Below are 21,921 nucleotides of genomic sequence, written 5' to 3'. Positions count from 1 at the left end.
GGTCGGCAAATTGCCGACCTTTAAAAATTAATTCTTTTTAATGAAATTACCCAAAATACCATTGACAAAAGCCTTAGATTTAGGTGAAGAGAATTCATCACACAAGTTCAATGCTTCATTTACGGCAGAAACAGGTTCAATAACACTGCTATTTTGAATTTCGTAAAGGCTCAATTCGAGAATTGCACGATCAATTTGATTCAAGCGATCAATTCTCCAGCCTTCCTTGATAAATTTACTTAATTGATTATCTAAATCTGCCTTATGTTTTAAAACACCCTCAACTAAACTTTTTGAAAATTCAGGATATTTTTTTATATCTAAAGCCTTCTGTGCTTGTATGCAAATTTCCTCTACATCTGGGTCCTGACTTTGATTAGCAAGGTATAAGGTCTGCAAAGCAATTCTTCTCATATCATGCTGGGTCATTAGTCTTGTGCCTCACCCTCTGTATTTGCTGCAAAGAGTTCAGTATCAGCTTGAGCAGAACTCTTATCTTCTTCAGAAATTAATCCAACAACATGGATATTAATGTTTTCTAGCTTTAGGTTAGTCATTTGCTCTAGTTGCAAAGTAAGTTTCTTTTGAAGCTTCATTGCTACTTGCGGAACATTTACGCCATAATCTAAATAAACATAAACATCAGCGGTTAGCTTATCTTCATCTACTTTTAAAGAAACACCTTTACCGTGATTAGTACGACCAAAAAGCAAGTCAATACCAGCTTTTAATGAGCCACGCATTTCGCTGACACCATCGACTTTTCTGGCAGCAATTCCTAAGATGACTTCCAGAACACTCAAGTCAACACGAGTTTCGTCGCCATTTTCATTGCTTGATAAAAGAATAGTTGAATTATCAGCCATAATAAACCTCGATTAAATTACTTATTTGCACGTGAAACGTAAGTACCATCAGCAGTGTTAATAGTTAATACATCTCCTTCATTAATGAAGAATGGTACATTAACAACTAAGCCAGTTTCCATAGTAGCTGGCTTACCACCACCGGAAGAAGTATCACCTTTAATATTTGGCTCAGTTTGAGCTACAGTTAAATCAACTGTATTAGGTAATTCAACACCTAAAGTTTCACCTTCATGAGTAATTACGTTAACAATCATGTTTTCTTTTAAGAATTTAGATTCTTCTTCAACTTGTGCTTCTGGAATTTCAAGTTGTTCATAAGTATTAGTATCCATGAAAACAAAGCTGGTACCATCATTATAAAGATATTGCATCTGCTTAGTTTGAATATCAGCAGTATCAACTTTGGCGGTTGAACGGAAAGTATATTCTTGAACGGCACCAGTTCTTAAACTCTTGAGTTTTGAACGAACAAAGGCACTACCCTTACCTGGCTTAACGTGCTGGAATTCTACGATACGCCACAAGTCATTGTTATATTGAATTGTAAGTCCGTTTTTGAACTCATTAACGGAAATCATTGTCATAATAAATTACCTCATTTCTACATATAAACATCTTACCAATTTTGCAACAAGTTACGCAACAAGTACAAGAGAAATTACTAAATTTTACAAAATCATTAGCTCATCTTTGGGCAAGTTCGACATAGTAATTGGATTACTATCGTTAATTAGAATATCATCTTCTATTCTAACACCACCGCGATCAGGTAAATATATCCCTGGTTCAACCGTTATTGCCATGTTATTCTTTAACACTTCTTTTGAATAAGGCATTGCTGGCGTACACAACTCGTGCACTTCTAATCCAATGCCATGACCAATACCATGGCCAAAATATTCGCCATAACCTTGTTCTTTAATATAATTACGTCCTGCCTTATCAATATCGCCACCAGTATTACCAGCAATTGCAGCTTCAATACCACGACGTTGAGCTTCAAGGACAATTTGGTATATTTTCTCAAGTTCTGGCTCGACTTGGCCAACAGCTACTGTTCTAGTAATGTCAGCTGTATATCCATTATAAAAACTACCAAAATCAATTACGACTAGCTCACCTTTTTTAATCTTTTTATCACTGGCTACGCCATGAGCCCAACTTGAACGATAACCAGATGCAATTATAGTATCAAATGACGGTCCATCGCCACCATTAACTTTAAAAAAGTAATCCAGCTTAGCACCAAGCTTACGTTCACTAACTCCAGGCTTAATCAATGGTAATAGATCCCTAAAACTCGTCATTGAAATATCAATTGCTTTTTGTAAAGCAGCTAATTCTAAACTATCTTTAACTGTCCGAACCTTTTCTATTAATTCAGCACTCAGGGTAAAATTAATATCTGGACAGGTTGCTTTTAAAGATTCAAATTGAGTTGCACTGATAAATTCTCCCTCAACTAAAACATTCTTCAAACCTAATGCTTTTAATTGCTTAGCGATTTCTTGAGTTCTATCCATTGTTTGCATAATTACTTTTAATTCACCGGGAGCTTGGTGCTTAATTTGATCTTTAAATCGCGAATCTGAAAGTAAAATTCTTTCACCCTCAGCTGTTAAAATTAGCTCTGCTTCTTCACCAGTAAAATTAGTCAAAAAGCGGTAGTTAGGCTGACTAAAAACTATTATAGCGTCTGCATTTTCTTTTTTAATTAAATTTGTGGTTCTAGTGATACGATTATTGAGTAACGTTAAAAGTTCTTGCTGTGCTGTCATATGTTGTACCTTCAAAAAAAGACCGAACGTTCTCAACGAGCGTCCAGTCTTGCAAAAGAGTAATTATTTTGCTTCTTCAACTGGGTAAACAGAAACTTGCTTCTTGTTTCTACCCAAACGTTCAAACTTAACTACACCTTCAACTAAAGCAAATAAAGTGTCATCGCCACCGCGACCAACATTCTTACCTGGGTGGATCTTAGTACCACGTTGACGGTAGATAATTGAACCTGCGTGAACTGCTTGACCGTCAGCACGCTTAGCGCCTAAACGACGACCAGCTGAGTTACGACCATTAGCAGTTGAACCACCACCCTTGTGGTGAGCCAATAATTTAAGTGCTTCAAGATTATTAATCATCATTTGTTTTCACCTCTCAATTAAGCTTCAATGCTTTCGATAGTTACCTTAGTGTAAGGTTGACGGTGACCATACTTAGTATGTGAGTGCTTCTTAGGCTTGTACTTGAAAGTTACAACTTTCTTTTCCTTGCCTTGCTTTTCAACTTTAGCAACAACTTTAGCACCTTCAACTACAGGAGTACCAATCTTAGTTGACTTGCCGTCATTTACAAGGATAACTTCATCAAAGGTTACTTCTTGACCAGGTTCAACTTCAATTTTTTCTACAAAAACGCTGTCACCCTTAGCAACCTTGTATTGCTTACCACCGGTCTTAATAATTGCGTACATTTGTACACCTCCGAAATAATACTTAGACTCGCCGTTTAAGGTGAAGTTAACGTTAACTTACTTGTTACCTCAAAACGTGCGGTTGCAGATGTGAGGTTTCCACAAATACAACTCTTATAGTGTACTACCTAGAACATTTTTTCGCAATAATTTTTATTAAAAAATTATATTTCCCACTGTCCGCCATGAACTCTTACGACAGTATCTGTAATAATAAATGCATCTGGATCGATTTCATGAATCTTGGAAATCAATGGTCCATAATCACGTCTGTCAACTACAACTAAAATCTGTTGTTTTTCATCTTGACTATAGCCACCCTCGACGTTATATAAAGTAAGTCCTTGTGTATCTTCCATTAATATCTTCTTTAATTCTCTAAAGTGATTATTGCTCATCACACGGATCTGATACTTCCTATCAAATCCAGCTTCGGTATAATTCATAGTAATTGAAGTAACAACTTGTGATAAGGCAGCCAATAAGAATGCTTCCCAACCAGCAACAAACACATTAAGAAAGATAATAATCATATCAATTCCTAATAGACCAATTGATGAATCAATATAAAAATATTTCTTCAATATCATCGGTATAACAGTAGTTCCACCACTTGATGCATTTATACGATATAGCAGGGTAACCCCCAGTCCCATTAATGCACCACCAAAAATCACAGCTAATAGATAATTATTAGTCAACTTAAAGCTAGGAGTAATCTGCATTAAAAGTGGCAAAAGAAGGCTTCCTATAGCAATATTTTGAGTTATTTTTTTACCAAGGAAAAACCAAGACAAAATTAGCATAAAGATATTGACAATCAGCACAATTAAAGAACGATTAACTCCCCAAACAGCATCAACTAATATAGAAATACCAGTTGAGCCACCAGCCGCAATATTAATTGGACCGTAGAAAAAGTTAATTGAAATAGCAATAATCTCTAAACCAATTAAAAAGATTATCCATTTCATCCAGGAACGTTTTTTAAGATTTTTATTCATGTAAGCGTCCTTTCTAAAATAACTATATTATTATTTTATCTATATAAGGAACTTATCATCAACATTTATGCATATTATTTATGTTATTTTAAAGTTTTATATTCGATACTTTGTGTACCTTCATAAGCAGGTAATCCATTAGCTGCCCGATAAAGTGCCCGTTCAAAAGCCTGATATCCTTTACTTGAACTTACCGCAAACTTGATACCGTATTTACTAGCAAATTCTCGAATATTCCAAGTGCTGTCATGCGCAGCAAAAGCAGTCACTAAAATTACAATGTCAAGATCTTTTAATTGATTTTCGATAACTTTCTTTTTACCTTCAAATGCATTAATTGCAATTGGAATTCCATTATAGCGATTAACAATTCCTTCTAAAATAGCTTCATTTTGGTTATTTCCAATGGCAATACCGACTCGCTGATAGTGTAAGTTAAGATCAAGCTTATCTAATTGCTGGTTTGGATTTTTTTCTTTAGTGTCTTTTTTCTTATTTCCTTTACTAATTCGCTTGGGCTGTTGTGTTTCATATATCCAGCGAACATGAACAGCACTTGCTGGATCGCGCTTAAGACGTACATCTTCACTATACCAAGCTAAGTCAACAATTGAACCATCCTCTAAGTGAACATTGCCATCCTGATAATAGCTTGAATCAACTGGTACAATAACTGTTTTTCCTCTAATCTTTAGTCTTTCACCTTTAATATTTCTTGAAACACTTAGATTCCCTTGACTACCTTGAACAACCCCGTACTTAAAGTCATCAATTGGATCGTAATCACGTTTACGCAAATTCCTAAAGCCAACAATCCTTAATACCTCTGCTTCATAGGGCGATGACGTTTTATCTTCAATTGCCTCTACAATATCCCCTGTCTTTAAGTTCAATGAATGGATTTGAGATTCTTTAACTTCAAAGGCTACATCTCCATTATCTGTTGTTAATTCAGCCCCAGTAAGTGTACGAATAACTGTATAGCGCTTGCCAGTACGATAATCTCGTTTGATTTGTCTAATCGGCTTTTTCATTGCCTCTTCAAAAATTCTATTTTCAGCAGCAGCTTTTGTTTCAGTTGAAGCTTGTATTGCACGGTCAAGCCTGCCTAAAGCTTTGCCATATTTTTTACTTACTCCTGGTACAAAAGTCAATTTATGCAAGGCACTGCTGCTAGCTTGCTTAGCATCTTCATCACCAGGATGTTCTAATAGACGAGCAACTCCTTGCAACATAGTACGAACTAGCTCGTCGTTTTTTTGATTATTGGAAGATTTAGAAGTTGGAACATTTGTATCATCATTGGACATACCAATAATCGCCTTAATAGCAGTTAAGCTATTTTGAAGGCTTTTATCATCACCACTTGTTTTACTAAGTATTATTTTTAAATTATTACGATAATCGTACATTCGATACCTTCTTTCTATTATTATTTCTTACAAGAAAAAATTATACTACTTACTTTTATAAAGAAAAAACAGATGTCTAATTAAAAACACCTGTTCCTCAAATATACCTTAATTATTGATATGTAATACGCTTGAATCAAAGCTATTCATATTTTTTACGCCAGTGTACATCATCATTTCAGAAAGTTGAGCATTCATAACCCTAATCTTATCTTCAACACCAGCTGCGCCATCATCAAGTAATTCGGGTAAAATTCCACGGCCGATCAAAACGGCATCAGCTCCCATAGCTAAAGCTTTATAAGCATCAAAACCACTCATTAATGATCCATCAACAAAAATTGTCATATTGCTGCCAACTAGAGCTTTAATAATTTGCGGTAAAACCATCAAAGGTGGCACGCCAAACGGAATGCGCCCATGATGATGCGAAACAACAATTGCTTGACAACCTGCATTGCGAGCCTTTAAAGCATCCCTAACTGATAAAACTCCCTTAGCAATAAATGGTAAGTCTGTACTTGCAGCATATGTTCTCAAATCATCTTGAGTAATTGCTCCAAGTTGGATACCGTCAACAATATCATACCTCCCATTTACACCAGGTACATGGTCAATATCTATTCCGACAGCAACGGCATTCTTCTGCTCGGCCACCTTAATCTCTTCTAGAATTTTATTATGATCTGCAAACGGCTTAATAATTCGAACTGTATCACCACCTGCGGCAACAATTTCTTTGTATTCTTCATTAGTTTCCATACCAATCCAGTTAAGAACATTCAGGTTCTTAGCAGCTGCAGCCTTCTCTTGCATAGGCTTGCGTGATTTATCATCTAAAACCTTATTTAAGTGAGAAACAGCAGCTAGCGTCAATGGTGAAGAATATTTTCTACCAAATATTTCCGTCGTCATATCAGGCTCAATACTGTCAATCACACGCATTTCAACTAATATATTATCCAAGTATGCTCGATTATGAACATTTGCATCGTCAGCCTGACCACTAGTTACAGGAATCATTCCCTTAGGTCCTGGCCATGGGCTGGGAGTGTTTTCTGTATTTTCTTGTCTTAATTCTGCTAATTCCTTTTGTGAAGCACCAGTTGCGCTATCTATCTTTTCAGTCATAATATTTCACCTTCGTTAAATTATTGTAACTCAAATTTATTTATATTCTTGTCCTTTAACTTCATAAGATTTAATTGTCTTAATTAAATTTAACGTGTCGGCATTCAATATTGGATTACCGTTATCATCTAAAAAGCCTTTTTTCTTTAAAGAATTAAAAATAAGTTCTTTATCTAAATTAATTTTGGATGATTGATTAAATTTATAAAATAGTTCTACTAATTCTGGATATTGCTTTTTTGACATAAAAACCTCACTTCTATACTTATCAGTATAAAAGAATATACCACAACTTATGAAAAGTAAGAAATAAACAATTCGTAATTTTAGTCAACAAAAAACGACACCCAATTAACGGATGTCGTAACATAAGTGATTCGGGTGAGATTCGAACTCACGACCCACGGTTTAGAAGACCGTTGCTCTATCCAGCTGAGCTACCAAACCATCAACAGAACAAATACTAGTATACATATTTGCTAGGGAGTTGTCAATAACTTTTTTCTTAAAAGAATTATGTTATTTCTCACAACATCTAATAGTATATAGTTTTTTTCTGTTAATCTCAAGCATTAATTTAAAAAATCTTCTAGTTTGTTAAAACTAAAAGATTCTTACCTACTAAATTAAATCCATCTTTACTAAGTATTCAGCAATTTCAACTGTATTCCAAGCAGCTCCCTTAAGTAAGTTATCAGAAACTACCCACATATTAAAAGCACCTTTATTTTCATAATCAGGACGAATCCTACCGATAAAAGTTTCGCGCTTTCCTTCGGCATTAATTGGTTGCGGATAGATTTGATTTTTAATATCATCTTCTACTACGTTACCGGAGAAGTTAGCAATTGCCTTTCTAATTTCATCAGTTGTCGCATTCTCATCTTCAACTGTGAAATAGATACTTTCACCATGAGAAATTGGAACTGGTACTCTTACACAAGTGGTCGTTACTTTAATGTCTTGTGAATTCATATCATTTAACATAATTTTCTTAGTTTCATGGATCATCTTCCATTCCTCATGAGAATAGCCATTATCTTCTAAGACATCAATTTGAGGAAGTAAATTAAATGCTAAAGGATAATGTTTTTTATCTCCTTTAGTAGGCAAGATTTTAGCATCTGCTTGCATATCTTTACCATCTAAGTAAGCTTGCGCTTCTTTTTTTAATTCTTCAATTGCTGCTTGTCCTGCACCAGAAGCTGCTTGATAGGTTGAAACAATAATCTGCTTTAAACCAAACTTCTTTCTTACTGGTTCAAGCGCCATCATCATTTGAATAGTTGAACAATTTGGATTAGCAATAATGCCATGGTGATGCTTTAATTGCTCGCTATTAACTTCCGGAACAACCAATGGTACATCTTCATCCATCCTAAAAGCACTAGTATTATCAACACAGACTGCACCACGTTTAACTGCTTCTGGTAAAAACTTCTTAGATACACTACCACCAGCTGAAGATAATACTAGGTCTATCCCTTCAAATGATTCTGGGGTAGTTTCTTCTACTATTAGCTCTTGATCCTTAAATTTTAACTTTTTACCAGCTGAACGAGCAGAAGCAAGTAATTTTACACTTTTAACAGGAATACTAGATTGCTCCAATTGTTCAATCATTCTGCGTCCAACTGCACCAGTAGCACCTAAGATTGCAACATTATATTCTCTAGTCATTTTAGTTAACTTCCTCATCCAAAAATTCTTTCATTCTCTTCATCGCTTCATGTAATTTTTCATCAGAAGCGGCATATGATAAACGTACATATCCTTCTCCACCAGGACCAAATACATAACCCGGAATAATCCCGACGCGAGCCTTTTTAGCTAGATCTAAAGCAAATTGTAGGTCATCCTTACCATATCTATCTGGAACTTTGATAAAGATATAGAAAGCACCTTGCGGCTTAATGGTTTCTAAGCCCATATCTTGAAGAGCTTGATAAACAAATTCACGCCTTCTGGCATAAATCTTTCTAAATTCTTCAGTATCATCTAAGCCGTTAGTTAAAGCTTCGATTGCAGCTACTTGTGAAGCATCATTAACACAAGTTACAGTAAAGGCATGGACTTTTCCAATTTGCTGCATAGCTTGTTTAGGTCCGACTATATAACCTAGACGGTAGCCGGTCATTGCATGAGATTTAGACAAGCCTGAGATATAAATTGTTCTCTCTGGGATAAGACTAGCAATTGAATAATGCTTAACACCATAGATCAAGTCACTATAAATCTCATCAGTAATAACGAATAAGTTATACTTTTCAATCACCTTAGCTAAAGCTACAATTTCTTCTTTAGAATACTCCACTCCAGTTGGATTAGTAGGATAATTTAAGACTAAAGCTTTAACACTTGGACCTTCTTTTTGGATTACTTCTTCCAAATGTTTAGCTGTCAAAATAAAATTATCCTGTGAAGTATCAACTAAGATAGACTCTGCATCAGCTAAGGCAGCTACTGGCCAATAAAGTGAAAATACTGGAGTTGGAATAATAATTTTATCTCCCGGATTAGAGATTCCACTTAATGCATCAATAATTGCCTCTGTAGCGCCAACTGTAATTGCTATTTCAGATTCTGGGTCATATTCAATACCAATTTTATTTTTTAGATATTTAGATACAGCTTGACGCAATTCAAGCTTACCCGGATTAGGACTGTAATGTGAGTCATTTTCGTGAATACTTCTTATTGCAGCTTGTTTAACGTGCTCTGGAGTATTCATATCGGGTTCACCAAGAGTTAACTTAATAATCCCATCTATACTAGATATTTCATCATCAAAACTTCTAATTCCTGAAGCATCAATACTGCTAACTTTCTTACTTAATGAATCTTCAAGACCATGTGCTAATTCTGGCATAACTTCTCCTATCTAAAGGATATTTTCTAATCCTATAACTAATTCATGTAACGTATCAATTTTTTCTAGGGCAACTTTGACACCATTCATAAAACTTTGCCGATCAAATGAATCTTGTCTAAGAGTTAATGCTTCTCCTGTCCCACCGAACATAACTTGCTCATGGGCAACGTATCCTGGCAAGCGAATAGAATGTATCTTAATACCTTGATAGTCACCTCCGCGAACATTACTCAAAGTTTCTACTTCATCGGGTGCGCTTTGATGAGGTGGACGATTTTGGGCAATCATTTTAGCTGTTGCTAATGCTGTACCTGAAGGGGCATCTTTTTTATCGGCATGATGCATTTCGATAATTTCAACATCAGGAAAATATTTAGCCGCTTCTTTAGCGAACTTCATCAACAATACTGCCGACATACCAAAGTTAGGTGCAATTAAACCACCAATTTTTTCTTTTTTAGAAATAAGGCTTAATTCATCTTCTTGCCTATCGGTTAATCCTGTCGTCCCAACAATTGGTGCAATGTGATGAGTCAAGGCATACTTAACATTCTCATAAACTGCACTTGGAGTAGTAAAATCAATCCAAATATCCGCGAACTGATCCGGTATTGCATCTCTTTGATTAAAGAGTTTAACTTCATTACTTAGACCATATTCTTTAGGTTCATATTTTATTTCTGGAGATAGACCACCAACTATTTCAAAATCATCTAAACTGTTGACTAATTTAATTACTTTTTGACCCATTGCACCAGTAAAGCCAGCAATCAAAACTTTTTTAGTCATTAATATCCCCTCCTAAATCTAAAGGCAACTCACCAAATAAGGCATCTTTAGCTAGGCCCAAATTTTGGGCAAGATTAATTTTTTCTTCTTTATTTAGCGCAACTAAAGGCAAACGGCATCCGCCCATTGAAAATCCCTGAGCAGTAAGTAATGCCTTAATAGGCGATGGTGAAGGATACATGAACAAGGCATCCATTCTCGGAGTTAGCCAACGCTGAATTGCACCAGCCTTTTGCCAATTACCAGCATAAAGTGAATCATACATCGCCCGCATTTGTTTAGCATAACTATGAGAAGCAACTGAAATTACTCCACTTGCTCCCAATACTCTTGCAGATAGAGCCTGGGCATCTTCACCGGTAAAGACTTGAAAGTCATCAGTATGGTCTACTACATACTCTAGTTCCTCTAATGAAGCACACTGCTTAATGCCGACAATATTTGGCAATTTGGCCAATTCAACAATAGTTTCTTGGGTCATCTTAACTCCCGTTCGACCAGGGATATTATAAATAATAATTGGTAAGGAAGCTTTTTGACTAATCTCTGTAAAATGGGCAATCATACTTCTTTGATTAGGCTTATTGTAAGGTGGCACTACAACTAAGGCACAATCAATTCCCGGTATCTTAGCTACTTCGTTAGTAAAAGCAATAGTTTCAGCTGTATTATTGGATCCAGTGCCTGCAATTACTGGTACACGTCCAGCAACGATTTGACCAAATTTGCGATAAAGTTCAATCTTTTCATCATGAGTAAGTGTAGGAGTTTCACCAGTTGTCCCACCAATTACGAATCCATTCGACCCCATTTCAATTAAGTGATTAGTCAGCTTTGTTAAACTTGCAAAGTCTATTTTATTTTTTTCATTAAATGGAGTGACAATTGCAGTTAAGAGGTCTGCCTGCTTCAAAGTTATCATCATTACGCCTTCATTCTATAATTTAAAAAGTCCTTAATTGCTTCAATTCCCCTAAAAATACTACTCTCATCTGGTGTAAAAGTTGCCGAATGGAGCTGTGAATCATCATTAACCCCTAACCAAAACATTGTCCCTGGAAATTTAGCCAATAAATAACCAAAATCTTCACCTGTCATTGCTGGTTCAGTTTCAATAAACTCAACATTTGGATTTTTCTTCATATAAGAAATAAATATTTCGGTCAGTTTAGGATTATTTTCAACTGGCCAATAACCACCTTGATTTAAGTCTAAATTAACTTCCATATTATAGCTACGAGCAATCCCGGCACAAATATCTCTTAAACGTTGATCAATTTCTAAAATCATTTTTTGACTTAAACCACGAATTGTTCCTTCGATCCGGGTATGACCAGCAATTACATTTCTAATCGTACCTGCTTCAACCTTACCAAGTGTGATAACACCACTCTTAATTGGGTCAATACTACGAGAAATAATTGTCTGTATCTGCATAATTAAGCTTGACATTGCTACTACAGTGTCATTAGCATTTTGAGGAAAAGCAGCATGTCCACTCTTGCCTATTAAGTCGATATTTACTTCTGTAGTTCCAGCAAATAATGTTCCCATTCTGCAACCAATACTCCCAGCCGGTAAAGCTGGATTATCATGAAGTCCATAGAACTCATCTGGACGCCACTTTTCTGAAAAGATGCCCAATTCATAAGCTTTTTTGCCACCGCTCTCACTTTCTTCTGCTGGTTGAAAGAAGAACATCAAATTATCTATTGGTTGATATTCACTAAAATAACTTAACAAGCCTAAAGCAACCGTCATATGAATGTCATGACCACAAGCATGCATTATCCCCAAATTTTGAGAACTATATTGTAAACCTGTTTTTTCTTCAACAGGCAGGGCATCAATGTCTGCCCGATAACCAATTGTTCTTTGAGGATTGCTCCCATGAACTAATACCATAATTGCAGTTGGTAAAGCTTGAGGTACTTGTATTTCTAAATAATCTTGTCGAAACTTTTTTATTTCTTCTATTAAATAATCATGCGTCTGAAATTCATGTAGAGCTAGTTCGGGTATTTGATGTAAATGACGTCGAATTTGAATTAATTCTGATTCACTTAAAACTGTCATAATTATATCTTTCTTAAATCATCTTCTAAGCCAGTCTTGCTTGAGGTCTTTTCGTCAACATTTTTGACAAACTTAGCTGGTACACCGGCTACTACAGTATTAGGTTCAACATCATGTGTCACAATAGCTCCAGCAGCTACTACTGCTCCTTGCCCAATATGAACACCTTCAATTACCACTGCATTAGCACCAATTAAAACATTATCGTCGACTCTTACAGGTTCTGCACTAGCAGGTTCAATTACACCAGCAAGTACAGTTCCAGCACCAATATGACAGTTTTTACCAACAATAGCACGTCCGCCTAAGACAGCTCCCATGTCAATCATTGTACCTTCACCAATTTCAGCACCAATATTGATGATTGCACCCATCATAATCACTGCATTCTTGCCGATTATCACTTGATCCCTAATTAAAGCTCCTGGTTCAATCCGAGCATCTATCTTCTTTAAATCAAGCATCGGAACTGCAGAATTGCGGGCATTATTCTCAACATGATAGTCACTTATTAAATCACGATTTTCATCTAAAAATAACTTTACAATGCTCCAATCCCCAAAAATTACACCAGAATTATTTTCAGTAAAGTTTTGAATTTTTTTGGGAAAGTCTATCTTATTTAAATTTCCCTTAATAAAGACTTTCACTGGTGTCTTTTTAGGAGCATTACCAATATAGCTAATAATTTCTTTTGCATCTAATTGTGCCATTTTTCTTTTTCCTTCCTTATAAGTATGAACGATCTAGGTGAACTAAATCTGTTAAACTTTCACGCTCTACTACTAATTTAGCTTGACCATTTTCACAAAAAACAACGGCTGGGCGAGGATTTCTGTTATAATTAGAAGCCATTGAATAGCCATAAGCCCCAGTATCAAGCATCACTAAGATATCTCCTGGTTCACTCTTAGGCAGTGCTTGATCAGAGATCAAGATATCCCCTGATTCACAATACTTGCCTGCAATTCTAACAGTTTCTATACTTTGAGCTTGTGGATCTTTAGCTAGCACTGCTTCGTATTCCGCTTGGTACAAGGCTGGACGAATATTATCCCCCATTCCGCCATCGACTGTAATATACGGCTTAAGTCCCTTTACTTCTTTACGACTGCCAATAGTATATAAGTTGTAACCTGCAGGGCCAGCAATAGATCGTCCCGGTTCGATCTCAATTTTGGGGAGTGATAAATTATATTTTTGACTTTCTTGCTTGATAGTTTGAATGATTGTTCTAACAAAGTCCTCGGCCTTCAACGGTTGGTCACTTGCTACATACCTAATGCCAAAACCACCACCAACATTGATAACTCTACTTTCGTAGTTAAATTTATCCCGCCAGTGAGCAGCAACTTCCATCAACTTCTTAGCCGCCATTTGGAAGCCATTTAATTCAAAGATTTGTGAGCCAATATGTGCATGTAACCCTAGCATATTCATTCTTGGATTAGCTAGAACTTCTTTCAAAGCTTGATCTGCTTGTCCTGATTCTAAGTCAAAGCCAAACTTACTATCGACTTGACCAGTCTGATCATATTCATGAGTATGAGCTGAAATTCCTGGTGTAATTCTAAGCATTACATCAATATGAGAATCTTTTTGCTCTAGTATTTGACTTAATAACTCAATTTCATAAAAGTTATCAACCATTATCTTACCTACATGGTGATCTACTGCCATTTCAAGTTCTTGTCTTGACTTATTATTTCCATGAAAGCTTACTCGTTCCATTGGAAACCCTGCTTGAAGCGCAGTATATAACTCACCAGCAGATACTACATCCGTATATGCGCCTTCTTGATTGCAGACTTGATACATTGCAATCGTAGAAAATGCTTTACTTGCATAACTTACAGCGTAGTTTACCTTTTCCTCTTCAAAGACTTTCTTAAAAGATCTAATTTGATTTCTAATTCGTTCAACATCATAAACAACTAAAGGCGTACCAAACTCTTTAGCTAATTCAAGAGTATCAAGATTAGCAATCATCAAATGTCCTTTATCATTAACTAGGTTAGGTATAATCTGTGAATTCATTGTATGCTCCTTTGACTTCTTTTGAGGAGAAGCGCTAAGAAAAAAATCCATTGCTTGTAGCGCATCACAAACAATGGATTAATTCATCTTAATCTTATGATCGATAGCGCTCCGCGATTGTCTCGCGACAGTCCGCAATTTCTTAAACTGCGACCCAGCATAAGTAGTTGGCGTTACTTACACTTCGGCAACTTCCCCTTTCACAATTAATCATTGCCTTGCCAGACCATTAATTGTTAATCTTGTCGGCTGCACCTCTTCGATTTGAATTCATTTTATATTCATATTAAAAATTAGTCAACAGTATTTTTATCTTTTTTAATTTTTATTGCAGTTTTAAAAATCTATGTTAGAATTCAATTAAAATAATTCTCCTCAGAAAGAAGGATCTATAGTGAAGATTGTAAAGTTTGGTGGTAGTTCCTTAGCTACCGGTGAAAATGTCCAACATGCACTGGATATAATTTTAGCAGATCAATCACGTCAAGTTGTGGTTGTATCTGCACCCGGCAAACGATATGATGGTGACATCAAGGTAACTGATCTTTTAATCAAATATGCAAAGACCACACTTGAACATAAAAATACTGAACAAATACAAAACGCAATCTTTTCTCGTTATGAAGAGATAGGTCATTACTTCAAATTAAAAGATAATGAATTAAATGACATTAGAAAAATCTTATTTAATTTAGCTACTCAAGAATATCCTACTAATGATTACTTACTAGCTAACTTTAAGGCTCATGGTGAACGATTAAACGCCCGACTAATTGCCATGATTCTAAGGCATCAAGATATTAAAGCGCGCTATCTCGACCCTGCGGATGTTAACCTGACAGTCACCGGTCAACCCAACGATGCAGCTGTTAGTCCTGAAACTTATATTACCCTCGATAAAATAAAGATTAGTCCCGATGAAAAAATCATTTTCCCAGGATTCTTTGGTATTACACCATCAGGAAATATCGCTACATTCTCTAGAGGCGGCTCTGATATTACTGGGGCAATTTTGGCAAGAGGCTTACACGCTGACTTATACGAAAACTTTACTGATGTGAATGGTATTTTTGCAGCAAATCCTAATATTATTTCACATCCCCAATCAATCAAGACTATGACTTACCGAGAAATGCGAGAACTTTCTTATGCAGGCTTCTCTGTCTTTCATGATGAAGCCTTAATTCCAGCAATCCAAGGCGGAATCAAAATTAACGTTAAAAATACCAACGATCCACAAAACCCAGGTACAATGATCCTTCCTGAAAAAGACTTCGTCCCTAATCATATGATTACTGGAGTTACTAGTCAGAAAAACTTTTCAGCACTATACTTACACAAGTATTTACTTAATAAAGAAGCCGGATTTACCCTAAAGATCCTGCAGATTCTTTCTAAGCACAATGTTTCTTATGAACACATGCCTTCAGGGATTGACGATATCACTATTATTTTTAATAGAGATTATCTAAATGACCAATTAATTGATATTATTTGTGACGAGATTCAATCAACCGTTAACCCTGACCAGCTTGAATGGATCGAAGATTATGCAATTATCATGGTTGTCGGTGAAGGGATGAAGTTACATCATAATGTCAATAGCGAAATGATTAACTGCCTGGCTAAAAGTAATATCTATCCTCGTATGATAAACCAAGGAGCATCCCAAATTTCTATTATGATCGGCACCAAAAAAGAAGATGCTGACCAAGCTGTTAAACAGATTTATCAACAATTTTTTAAGGAGTAGCCTATGCAATTATTAAAAGTTCACGGATCTCAAAATCAATTCTTCATTCTTGATCAGACCAAGTTACAAAATCAACTAACTGATGAAGAATTAGTAGTCTTAGCTAAAAAGATTACCTCCCCTACTACTGGTATTCTCAATGGAAGTGATGGGGTCTTAGTAGTCAATAATTCTAAGCAGCCTAATGCGCTAGGGCAAATGAGAGTCATTAATGCCGATGGTAGTGAAGCTTCAATGTGTGGTAATGGCTTACGCACGGTAGCACGTTACCTCTCTGAAAAATACAATCAAGATGAATTTGAAGTTGAAACTCTTAATGCTAACCTTCATGTCAGCAAGCAAGCTGACCTTGCTAAAGGTGTACCTTCCTTTGCCGTAGAGATTTCGCCAGTTAAATTTGATCAAAAAGATATTCCTTTTGCCAATTTAGGTCATCAAAGAATTATTGACCAGTTTATACCTGAACTATATCCTGGCTTAAAATTCACATCAATTGCAGTACCTAATCCGCACTTAATTAGCTTTGTTAACCATGAAGTAGTTACGAGCGATATTTTAGGTGCAATTGGAAAAGCGCTCAACTCTGATAATCCCTATTATTATGATGGAGTCAATGTTAATTTGGCTCAGATTATTGACAAAAACAGACTCTTTGTCAGAACGTTTGAACGTGGAGTTGGCTTCACTAACGCATGTGGAACTGGAATGTCAGCTACTTCCCTTGCCCTATGCCTTACCCATCCTGAAATGGGTGAATTAGGCACGCCTATTGAAGTTTATAATCCTGGTGGCATGGTTAAAGTTACGGTTCATTACGATCATCAACAATATTGGATGGATTTAATTGGCAATGCGACCTTTACCGACAAAATTGAAATAGATGAAAGTGACTTGCACAATTTAGACTTCTCTAAAATAAAAGTCGAGTCAACTGGTGAACAAAATAATTACGAAAAATTTGTTAGTGAATTGCCCAATTACAATAACTTATAATTTTTATAAAGAGAGCCTCTCTATTAGGCTCTCTTTTAACATGCAAAAAATAACTATTTTTTATATTTTTAAATCGTAATCGCTTTCTTATCTAGCAAATATTCTTATTAATTTGTACAATAAAAACGTTAACCTATTTGAGAGGAAAAATTTAATTGAATGTAAAATTAAAAAACAAATCTCCGACAATTTTTACTAGTAAAGCAAATTAATAATACTAGTAAAGGATGTTATATCGTGGACAAAATAGAAGATCTAAATCCTAATAAGAAATATATTACTTGGCAGACCTTGTTCTTAATGGCTCTATGTACAGTTATCGGTATTGATGACATCATGTACAACTTCCAAAATCAAGGAATGACAGTAATCTTTTCTTGGATTGTAATGTTAATTTTTTATGTTATTCCGTATTCATTAATGGTCGGACAGCTTGGTAGTGTCTTTAATAAAGAAGGTGGTGGCCTTTCTAGTTGGGTTCGAGGAACTGATGGTGAATTCTTAGGCTACTTCACTGCTTGGACTTACTGGGCTGCTTCCATCCCTTATGCCGTTGACTCTGGTAACGAGATTATCGTTGACTTAGGATGGGCGCTAACTGGATCAGAAAAATTTCAAGACAAGATTTCGAATGCACAATTTGCATTAATGACTTTCGTAATCTTTATTATCTTTATCGTTGTAGAACACCACTTCTCACATTCAATGGAAGTTCTATCTACCATTGGTGGCGGTATGATGGTAATTATGATCATTATGTTAGTTGGTTTAGGCTTTATTGGCTTGATCAAGTCTGGCGGTCAGATGGCAACTCAACCAATTAATATGCAGACTTTCATGCCTAAATTTGACTGGCACTATTTCTCAACTATTGCAATGTTAATTTATGCCATGAACGGTTCAGAATTAGTTGCACCTTATGTTACTAAGATGAAGAAGCCACAATTTGACTTCCCCAAGGCAATGGTTGCTTTAGCAGTTACTACTGGATTTTTAACCATTTTAGGATCATTTTCACTTGGAATTTATTTCAATGCCTACCATATTCCTAACGACTTGAAGATGAACGGTGCCTACTATGTCTTTGACATGATTGGACAACAATATGGCATCGGTAAGGGACTATTATACTTCTGGGCTTGGACATCAGTTTTCTTTAACTGTGCTTTATTAGCGGTTCTATTAGACGCAATGACTAGAATGTTAATCTCTGATACCGGAGATCGCTACATGCCTAAGTTCTTACGCAAAAAAGACAAGAATGGATTACCAGTTAATGGCTATATCTTAACAGTTGCTCTGTCTTCATTTATTATGATTTTGGGTATTTTTTTACCTGATATGAATGACATCTTTAACTGGTTACTTAACTTGAACGGAATCGTTTCTCCAGGAGTTACTTGTTGGATTTTCTATTCATTTATGCGAATCAGAAAGAATCCAGACAAATTCCCTTCGCAATATGTTTTCATTAAAAATAACAAACTTGCCTGGGGCGTGGGCTTATTCTTATTAGTAGTTACTGCAGTAGCTACTATCATGGGTATTACCCCACAAGACGTTGCTCAAGGTTCAGCAACTTGGTGGTATGAGTTGATCATCAATATCGTTGCTGTCATTGTCTTGATTGGATTAGGTGCAATTTTGCCTGGAATTAGAAAGCGTGAAGAACAATATGGTATTGCCTTTGATAAGCGTCAATGGATTATCATGATTGTATTAATTCTTGCTGCCATCACCTTCGGTGTATACTTAGGTGGCACTAAGATTGCTCTTCGCGGTCTATATATTGCTATTGAAGGTATTATTGCCTTACTTATTGTCTGGGCAGTTGGTCATAGAAAGCCAGGCTTAGTAAATACTAAAGATTAATATTTATTAGCTTATAAAAAAGATCGAGATTTCTAAAATGAAATTCTCGATCTTTTTTATTTTTTGCAATGCAAATTTTTAATTAGTTAACAACCTTGTTGATGGCAGCAATAACACTGGCTTGCTCTTTTTCAACTAAGTTAGCTTTAGCTTCAATTACTCTAATATCCATCTTAATCTCTCTAGTTAAGCCTGGAGTATTAATCTTAGGCTCAAAGAATTCTTTAAACTGTTCTAATCTCTCTTTAGTATGGAAGATATTTGCAGTTACAGTAACAAATGTTGCAAACTCCATGTCACCACCTACAGTATCTTGAAGCCATGACCATTCAGCTCTAATCCAATTCCAAGCCTGCTCTTGACCATAATTATTAGCTAGAACGCCACGATACCAAGAACGTAAATCTTGTGGCTTAATAACTTGTGAGTCCTCAAACTTATCAACAATCGCATCAATTAAGTCTGGTTGCTTAGTATAAGTTATGGCAGCACGAAGATCTTGCTTATAGCTTGGATCGCTAGTAGTTACATAATCATGCATTAACTTATCATGTAAGCCCATATTGCCAAAGTTTCTCACTTCGTTTTCTAAGACAACTCCACGAATATCTGCTGATAAACTTTCTAAATTGTCTTTATTATCTTCGTAAAGACTGTGTAACTTATCAATCGTATTAGAATTCTGAGCATAAAGAGAGGCACTTAATACATATGGACGAGTTAAATTATCATCATTTGACTCATCCTTCTTAGCTAAGAAGCCTAAACGTGCAACTTGCTTTTTTGAAAGCATGTCATAAAGCTTACGTAATTGCATTTCTTCATCAGATTCTGGTTCAACAAAGTTACGTAAAGCACTAGCAATCATGTAAAGCGCATTATTAACAATTGGCGAAGTTGAATCTGCGAACTTAGGAAGTAGTGGCACAATATCTGCATATGACATTTGTCCTGCTTGTGCTAACAACCTAAAGTCTTGTAGTAATTGTAATTTATCAACTGGGGCTAAAGAATCAACATCAGCCAAGATGTCATCTAATAGTTTTTTATCATATTTGACAATAAAGTCAGAATTATTACCAACATTTAGTCTAAATGCTGAACTATTTTCTTGGCGCAATTGAGCGTAATCTCCTAGAACAACTTCTCTATCTTTCATAATTTGAGGAGCTATCGAATAGTTAGCATTCAATGGGATTTGCCACTTTCTGCCAACTTCCTTACCTTCACCGATAAAGAACTGCTTTTGAGATAAGGTTAACTTGCCATCCTTGACACTTGCATTAACTACAGGGTAACCAGGTTGTTCCAACCATGAATGCATGATCGAACCAATATCAAGGCCGCTTGCATCCCCTAAAGCCTTCCATAAGTCATCACCAGTAGCGTTGCTATACTTATGAGCAGCAAAGTAATTCTTCAAGCCCTCACGCAAGGCAGTATCACCCAATAATGCTCTAACCATAACTAACATTCTAGAACCCTTAGCATAAACAATAGCCGAATCAAATAAGGCATCAATCTCAGCTGGATCATTAACCATTACGTGAACAGATTGTACCCCATCAGTAGCATCCCTACGCAAGGCAGCAGGAACTTCAGAGGTCTGAAATGCTTCCCAAATCTTCCAATCAGGCTCTAATGCATCAACTGCAACATATTCCATCATATTGGCAAAACTCTCATTAAGCCATAAGTTATCCCACCACTTCATAGTTACTAAGTCACCGAACCATTGGTGAGCTAATTCATGTGTAATTACAGTCGCAACTACTTGCTTCATATCAAGTGAAGTATTATCTGGATCAAGAAGTAAATATGCTTCACGATAAGTTACACATCCCCAGTTCTCCATTGCACCTGCAGAGAAGTCTGGTAATGCAACTTGGTATGAATGCTCTAGTGGGTATGGGGTTTCGTAGTAGTCTTCATAGAATTCAATTGCACGTTTAGCAATATCTAAAGCAAAGTCTAACTCCTTAGCCTTGTGAGCCTTAGTAGCAAAGATGCCAATTTCAACACCAGACTTAGTCTTAGTAAGCTTCTTTTGCATATCACCAAGGACAAAAGCTACTAAATAACTAGACATTCTAACTGTTTCTTTGAAGTAGTGAACGCCATCTTCAACCTTTTCTTCTGGTTGGTTAGAAATAATTGTTTCACCTGGTTGTTCATCATACTTGATCGCTAAACTAAATGTTGCCTTGGCTTCAGGCTCATCCACACATGGAAATGCTTGCCGAGCAAATGTAGTTTCAAATTGAGTACCTACTAATTGCTTAGTTTCACCATTGATCTTGTAGTATGATGGATAAATTCCCATCATTGAATCTGTAAGCTGACCGTTAAATTCAACGGTCAACTTGATACTACCGGCCTTACCAGCTTCGATGTTGATAACTTCATCTTTGTCATTGAAGTCATATTTAACTTCTGACCCGTCAACTTTAACGTTAGTAATTTTCAAGAATTTTTGGTTTAATTTAACCAATTCTTCTTGTGCATCACCAACTACGGTAACCTTACCAGAGAATTTTTTCTCAGCACGACTAATGTCTAAATAGACATCATAGTGTTCAGGATGAAAAGTTTCGTAAAAACGTTTTACTTCTGCCATTGTGTTTCCTCCAATTTTCTTATCTT

The 21,921-nt window shown here is 36.0% G+C and carries 21 protein-coding genes, 1 tRNA gene, 1 riboswitch and 1 other annotated feature; of the genes, 3 read left to right on the top strand and 19 right to left on the bottom strand.

The genetic code is table 11. The annotated features are described in order from the left end of the window. Nucleotides 1-27 precede the first annotated feature (27 nt). From nusB to lysA, 18 genes are all read right to left on the bottom strand, one after another. Nucleotides 28-429 (bottom strand): transcription antitermination factor NusB, encoded by a 402-nt coding sequence (nusB, locus tag J2Z60_RS00410; protein WP_209685242.1) that lies wholly within the window; start codon nucleotides 427-429, stop codon nucleotides 28-30. Beyond that, on the bottom strand, nucleotides 429-866 hold the full coding sequence (locus J2Z60_RS00405) for an Asp23/Gls24 family envelope stress response protein (RefSeq protein ID WP_209685240.1): 438 nt from the start codon (nucleotides 864-866) through the stop codon (nucleotides 429-431). Before J2Z60_RS00405 ends, nusB begins: the two co-directional genes overlap by 1 nt. A gap of 17 nt (nucleotides 867-883) precedes the next feature. Further along, entirely contained in the window at nucleotides 884-1,453 is a 570-nt protein-coding gene (gene efp / locus J2Z60_RS00400; protein WP_209685238.1) for an elongation factor P, read from the bottom strand. Between the two features lie 84 nt (nucleotides 1,454-1,537). Beyond that, the gene (locus J2Z60_RS00395; protein WP_209685236.1) at nucleotides 1,538-2,647 is read right to left on the bottom strand and encodes an aminopeptidase P family protein; all 1,110 of its coding nucleotides are present in this window, start codon (nucleotides 2,645-2,647) and stop codon (nucleotides 1,538-1,540) included. Between the two features lie 63 nt (nucleotides 2,648-2,710). Next, a complete protein-coding gene (gene rpmA / locus J2Z60_RS00390; protein ID WP_209685234.1) occupies nucleotides 2,711-3,010 on the bottom strand; it encodes a 50S ribosomal protein L27 in 300 nt (99 codons plus the stop codon). A 17-nt stretch (nucleotides 3,011-3,027) separates the two neighbouring features. Then, nucleotides 3,028-3,339: a 50S ribosomal protein L21 gene (gene rplU, locus J2Z60_RS00385; RefSeq protein WP_209685231.1), complete on the bottom strand. Its 312-nt coding sequence runs from the start codon at nucleotides 3,337-3,339 to the stop codon at nucleotides 3,028-3,030. Nucleotides 3,340-3,353: 14 nt separating this feature from the next. Beyond that, nucleotides 3,354-3,433, bottom strand: a sequence feature (ribosomal protein L21 leader region). A 70-nt stretch (nucleotides 3,434-3,503) separates the two neighbouring features. Further along, the gene (locus J2Z60_RS00380) at nucleotides 3,504-4,343 is read right to left on the bottom strand and encodes a YitT family protein (protein WP_209685229.1); all 840 of its coding nucleotides are present in this window, start codon (nucleotides 4,341-4,343) and stop codon (nucleotides 3,504-3,506) included. Between the two features lie 83 nt (nucleotides 4,344-4,426). After that, complete coding sequence (locus tag J2Z60_RS00375; RefSeq protein WP_209685227.1) at nucleotides 4,427-5,755, bottom strand: DUF2325 domain-containing protein; 1,329 nt, start codon at nucleotides 5,753-5,755, stop codon at nucleotides 4,427-4,429. A gap of 108 nt (nucleotides 5,756-5,863) precedes the next feature. Then, a complete protein-coding gene (locus tag J2Z60_RS00370; protein WP_209685225.1) occupies nucleotides 5,864-6,886 on the bottom strand; it encodes an alpha-hydroxy-acid oxidizing protein in 1,023 nt (340 codons plus the stop codon). 36 nt (nucleotides 6,887-6,922) lie between these two features. Then, nucleotides 6,923-7,132 (bottom strand): hypothetical protein, encoded by a 210-nt coding sequence (locus J2Z60_RS00365; protein ID WP_209685223.1) that lies wholly within the window; start codon nucleotides 7,130-7,132, stop codon nucleotides 6,923-6,925. A gap of 127 nt (nucleotides 7,133-7,259) precedes the next feature. Beyond that, nucleotides 7,260-7,333, bottom strand: a tRNA-Arg gene (locus J2Z60_RS00360). 174 nt (nucleotides 7,334-7,507) lie between these two features. Further along, nucleotides 7,508-8,566, bottom strand: coding sequence for an aspartate-semialdehyde dehydrogenase (locus J2Z60_RS00355; RefSeq protein ID WP_209685220.1), 1,059 nt, complete (start codon nucleotides 8,564-8,566; stop codon nucleotides 7,508-7,510). Between the two features lies 1 nt (nucleotide 8,567). Next, nucleotides 8,568-9,755, bottom strand: a complete 1,188-nt coding sequence (locus J2Z60_RS00350; RefSeq protein WP_209685218.1) for an aminotransferase class I/II-fold pyridoxal phosphate-dependent enzyme — start codon at nucleotides 9,753-9,755, stop codon at nucleotides 8,568-8,570. 12 nt (nucleotides 9,756-9,767) lie between these two features. Then, nucleotides 9,768-10,547, bottom strand: coding sequence for a 4-hydroxy-tetrahydrodipicolinate reductase (gene dapB, locus J2Z60_RS00345; RefSeq protein WP_209685216.1), 780 nt, complete (start codon nucleotides 10,545-10,547; stop codon nucleotides 9,768-9,770). Beyond that, complete coding sequence (gene dapA, locus J2Z60_RS00340) at nucleotides 10,540-11,469, bottom strand: 4-hydroxy-tetrahydrodipicolinate synthase (protein ID WP_209685825.1); 930 nt, start codon at nucleotides 11,467-11,469, stop codon at nucleotides 10,540-10,542. Before dapA ends, dapB begins: the two co-directional genes overlap by 8 nt. A 2-nt stretch (nucleotides 11,470-11,471) precedes the next feature. After that, nucleotides 11,472-12,623 (bottom strand): N-acetyldiaminopimelate deacetylase, encoded by a 1,152-nt coding sequence (locus tag J2Z60_RS00335; RefSeq protein WP_209685214.1) that lies wholly within the window; start codon nucleotides 12,621-12,623, stop codon nucleotides 11,472-11,474. A gap of 2 nt (nucleotides 12,624-12,625) precedes the next feature. After that, nucleotides 12,626-13,336, bottom strand: a complete 711-nt coding sequence (gene dapD, locus J2Z60_RS00330) for a 2,3,4,5-tetrahydropyridine-2,6-dicarboxylate N-acetyltransferase (protein ID WP_209685212.1) — start codon at nucleotides 13,334-13,336, stop codon at nucleotides 12,626-12,628. A 16-nt stretch (nucleotides 13,337-13,352) separates the two neighbouring features. After that, nucleotides 13,353-14,660, bottom strand: a complete 1,308-nt coding sequence (gene lysA / locus J2Z60_RS00325) for a diaminopimelate decarboxylase (RefSeq protein WP_209685209.1) — start codon at nucleotides 14,658-14,660, stop codon at nucleotides 13,353-13,355. A 95-nt stretch (nucleotides 14,661-14,755) separates the two neighbouring features. Then, nucleotides 14,756-14,928, bottom strand: a riboswitch (Lysine riboswitch). A gap of 126 nt (nucleotides 14,929-15,054) precedes the next feature. Between lysA and J2Z60_RS00320 the strand changes: the two genes are divergently transcribed. The 3 genes from J2Z60_RS00320 (at nucleotide 15,055) to J2Z60_RS00310 (ending at nucleotide 19,278) form a co-directional block, all read left to right on the top strand. Further along, nucleotides 15,055-16,413 (top strand): aspartate kinase, encoded by a 1,359-nt coding sequence (locus J2Z60_RS00320; RefSeq protein ID WP_209685207.1) that lies wholly within the window; start codon nucleotides 15,055-15,057, stop codon nucleotides 16,411-16,413. 3 nt (nucleotides 16,414-16,416) lie between these two features. Further along, entirely contained in the window at nucleotides 16,417-17,406 is a 990-nt protein-coding gene (dapF, locus tag J2Z60_RS00315) for a diaminopimelate epimerase (protein WP_209685204.1), read from the top strand. 246 nt (nucleotides 17,407-17,652) lie between these two features. Continuing rightward, nucleotides 17,653-19,278, top strand: coding sequence for an APC family permease (locus J2Z60_RS00310; protein WP_209685823.1), 1,626 nt, complete (start codon nucleotides 17,653-17,655; stop codon nucleotides 19,276-19,278). Nucleotides 19,279-19,360: 82 nt separating this feature from the next. On the opposite strand, the gene J2Z60_RS00305 is transcribed toward J2Z60_RS00310, so the two are convergent. After that, entirely contained in the window at nucleotides 19,361-21,895 is a 2,535-nt protein-coding gene (locus tag J2Z60_RS00305; protein ID WP_209685201.1) for a M1 family metallopeptidase, read from the bottom strand. Nucleotides 21,896-21,921: the final 26 nt, after the last annotated feature.

The organism is Lactobacillus colini (genome assembly GCF_017874575.1).
Taxonomy (GTDB): Bacteria; Bacillota; Bacilli; order Lactobacillales; family Lactobacillaceae; genus Lactobacillus; species Lactobacillus colini.
This window is presented reverse-complemented; position numbering and strand designations above follow the sequence as displayed.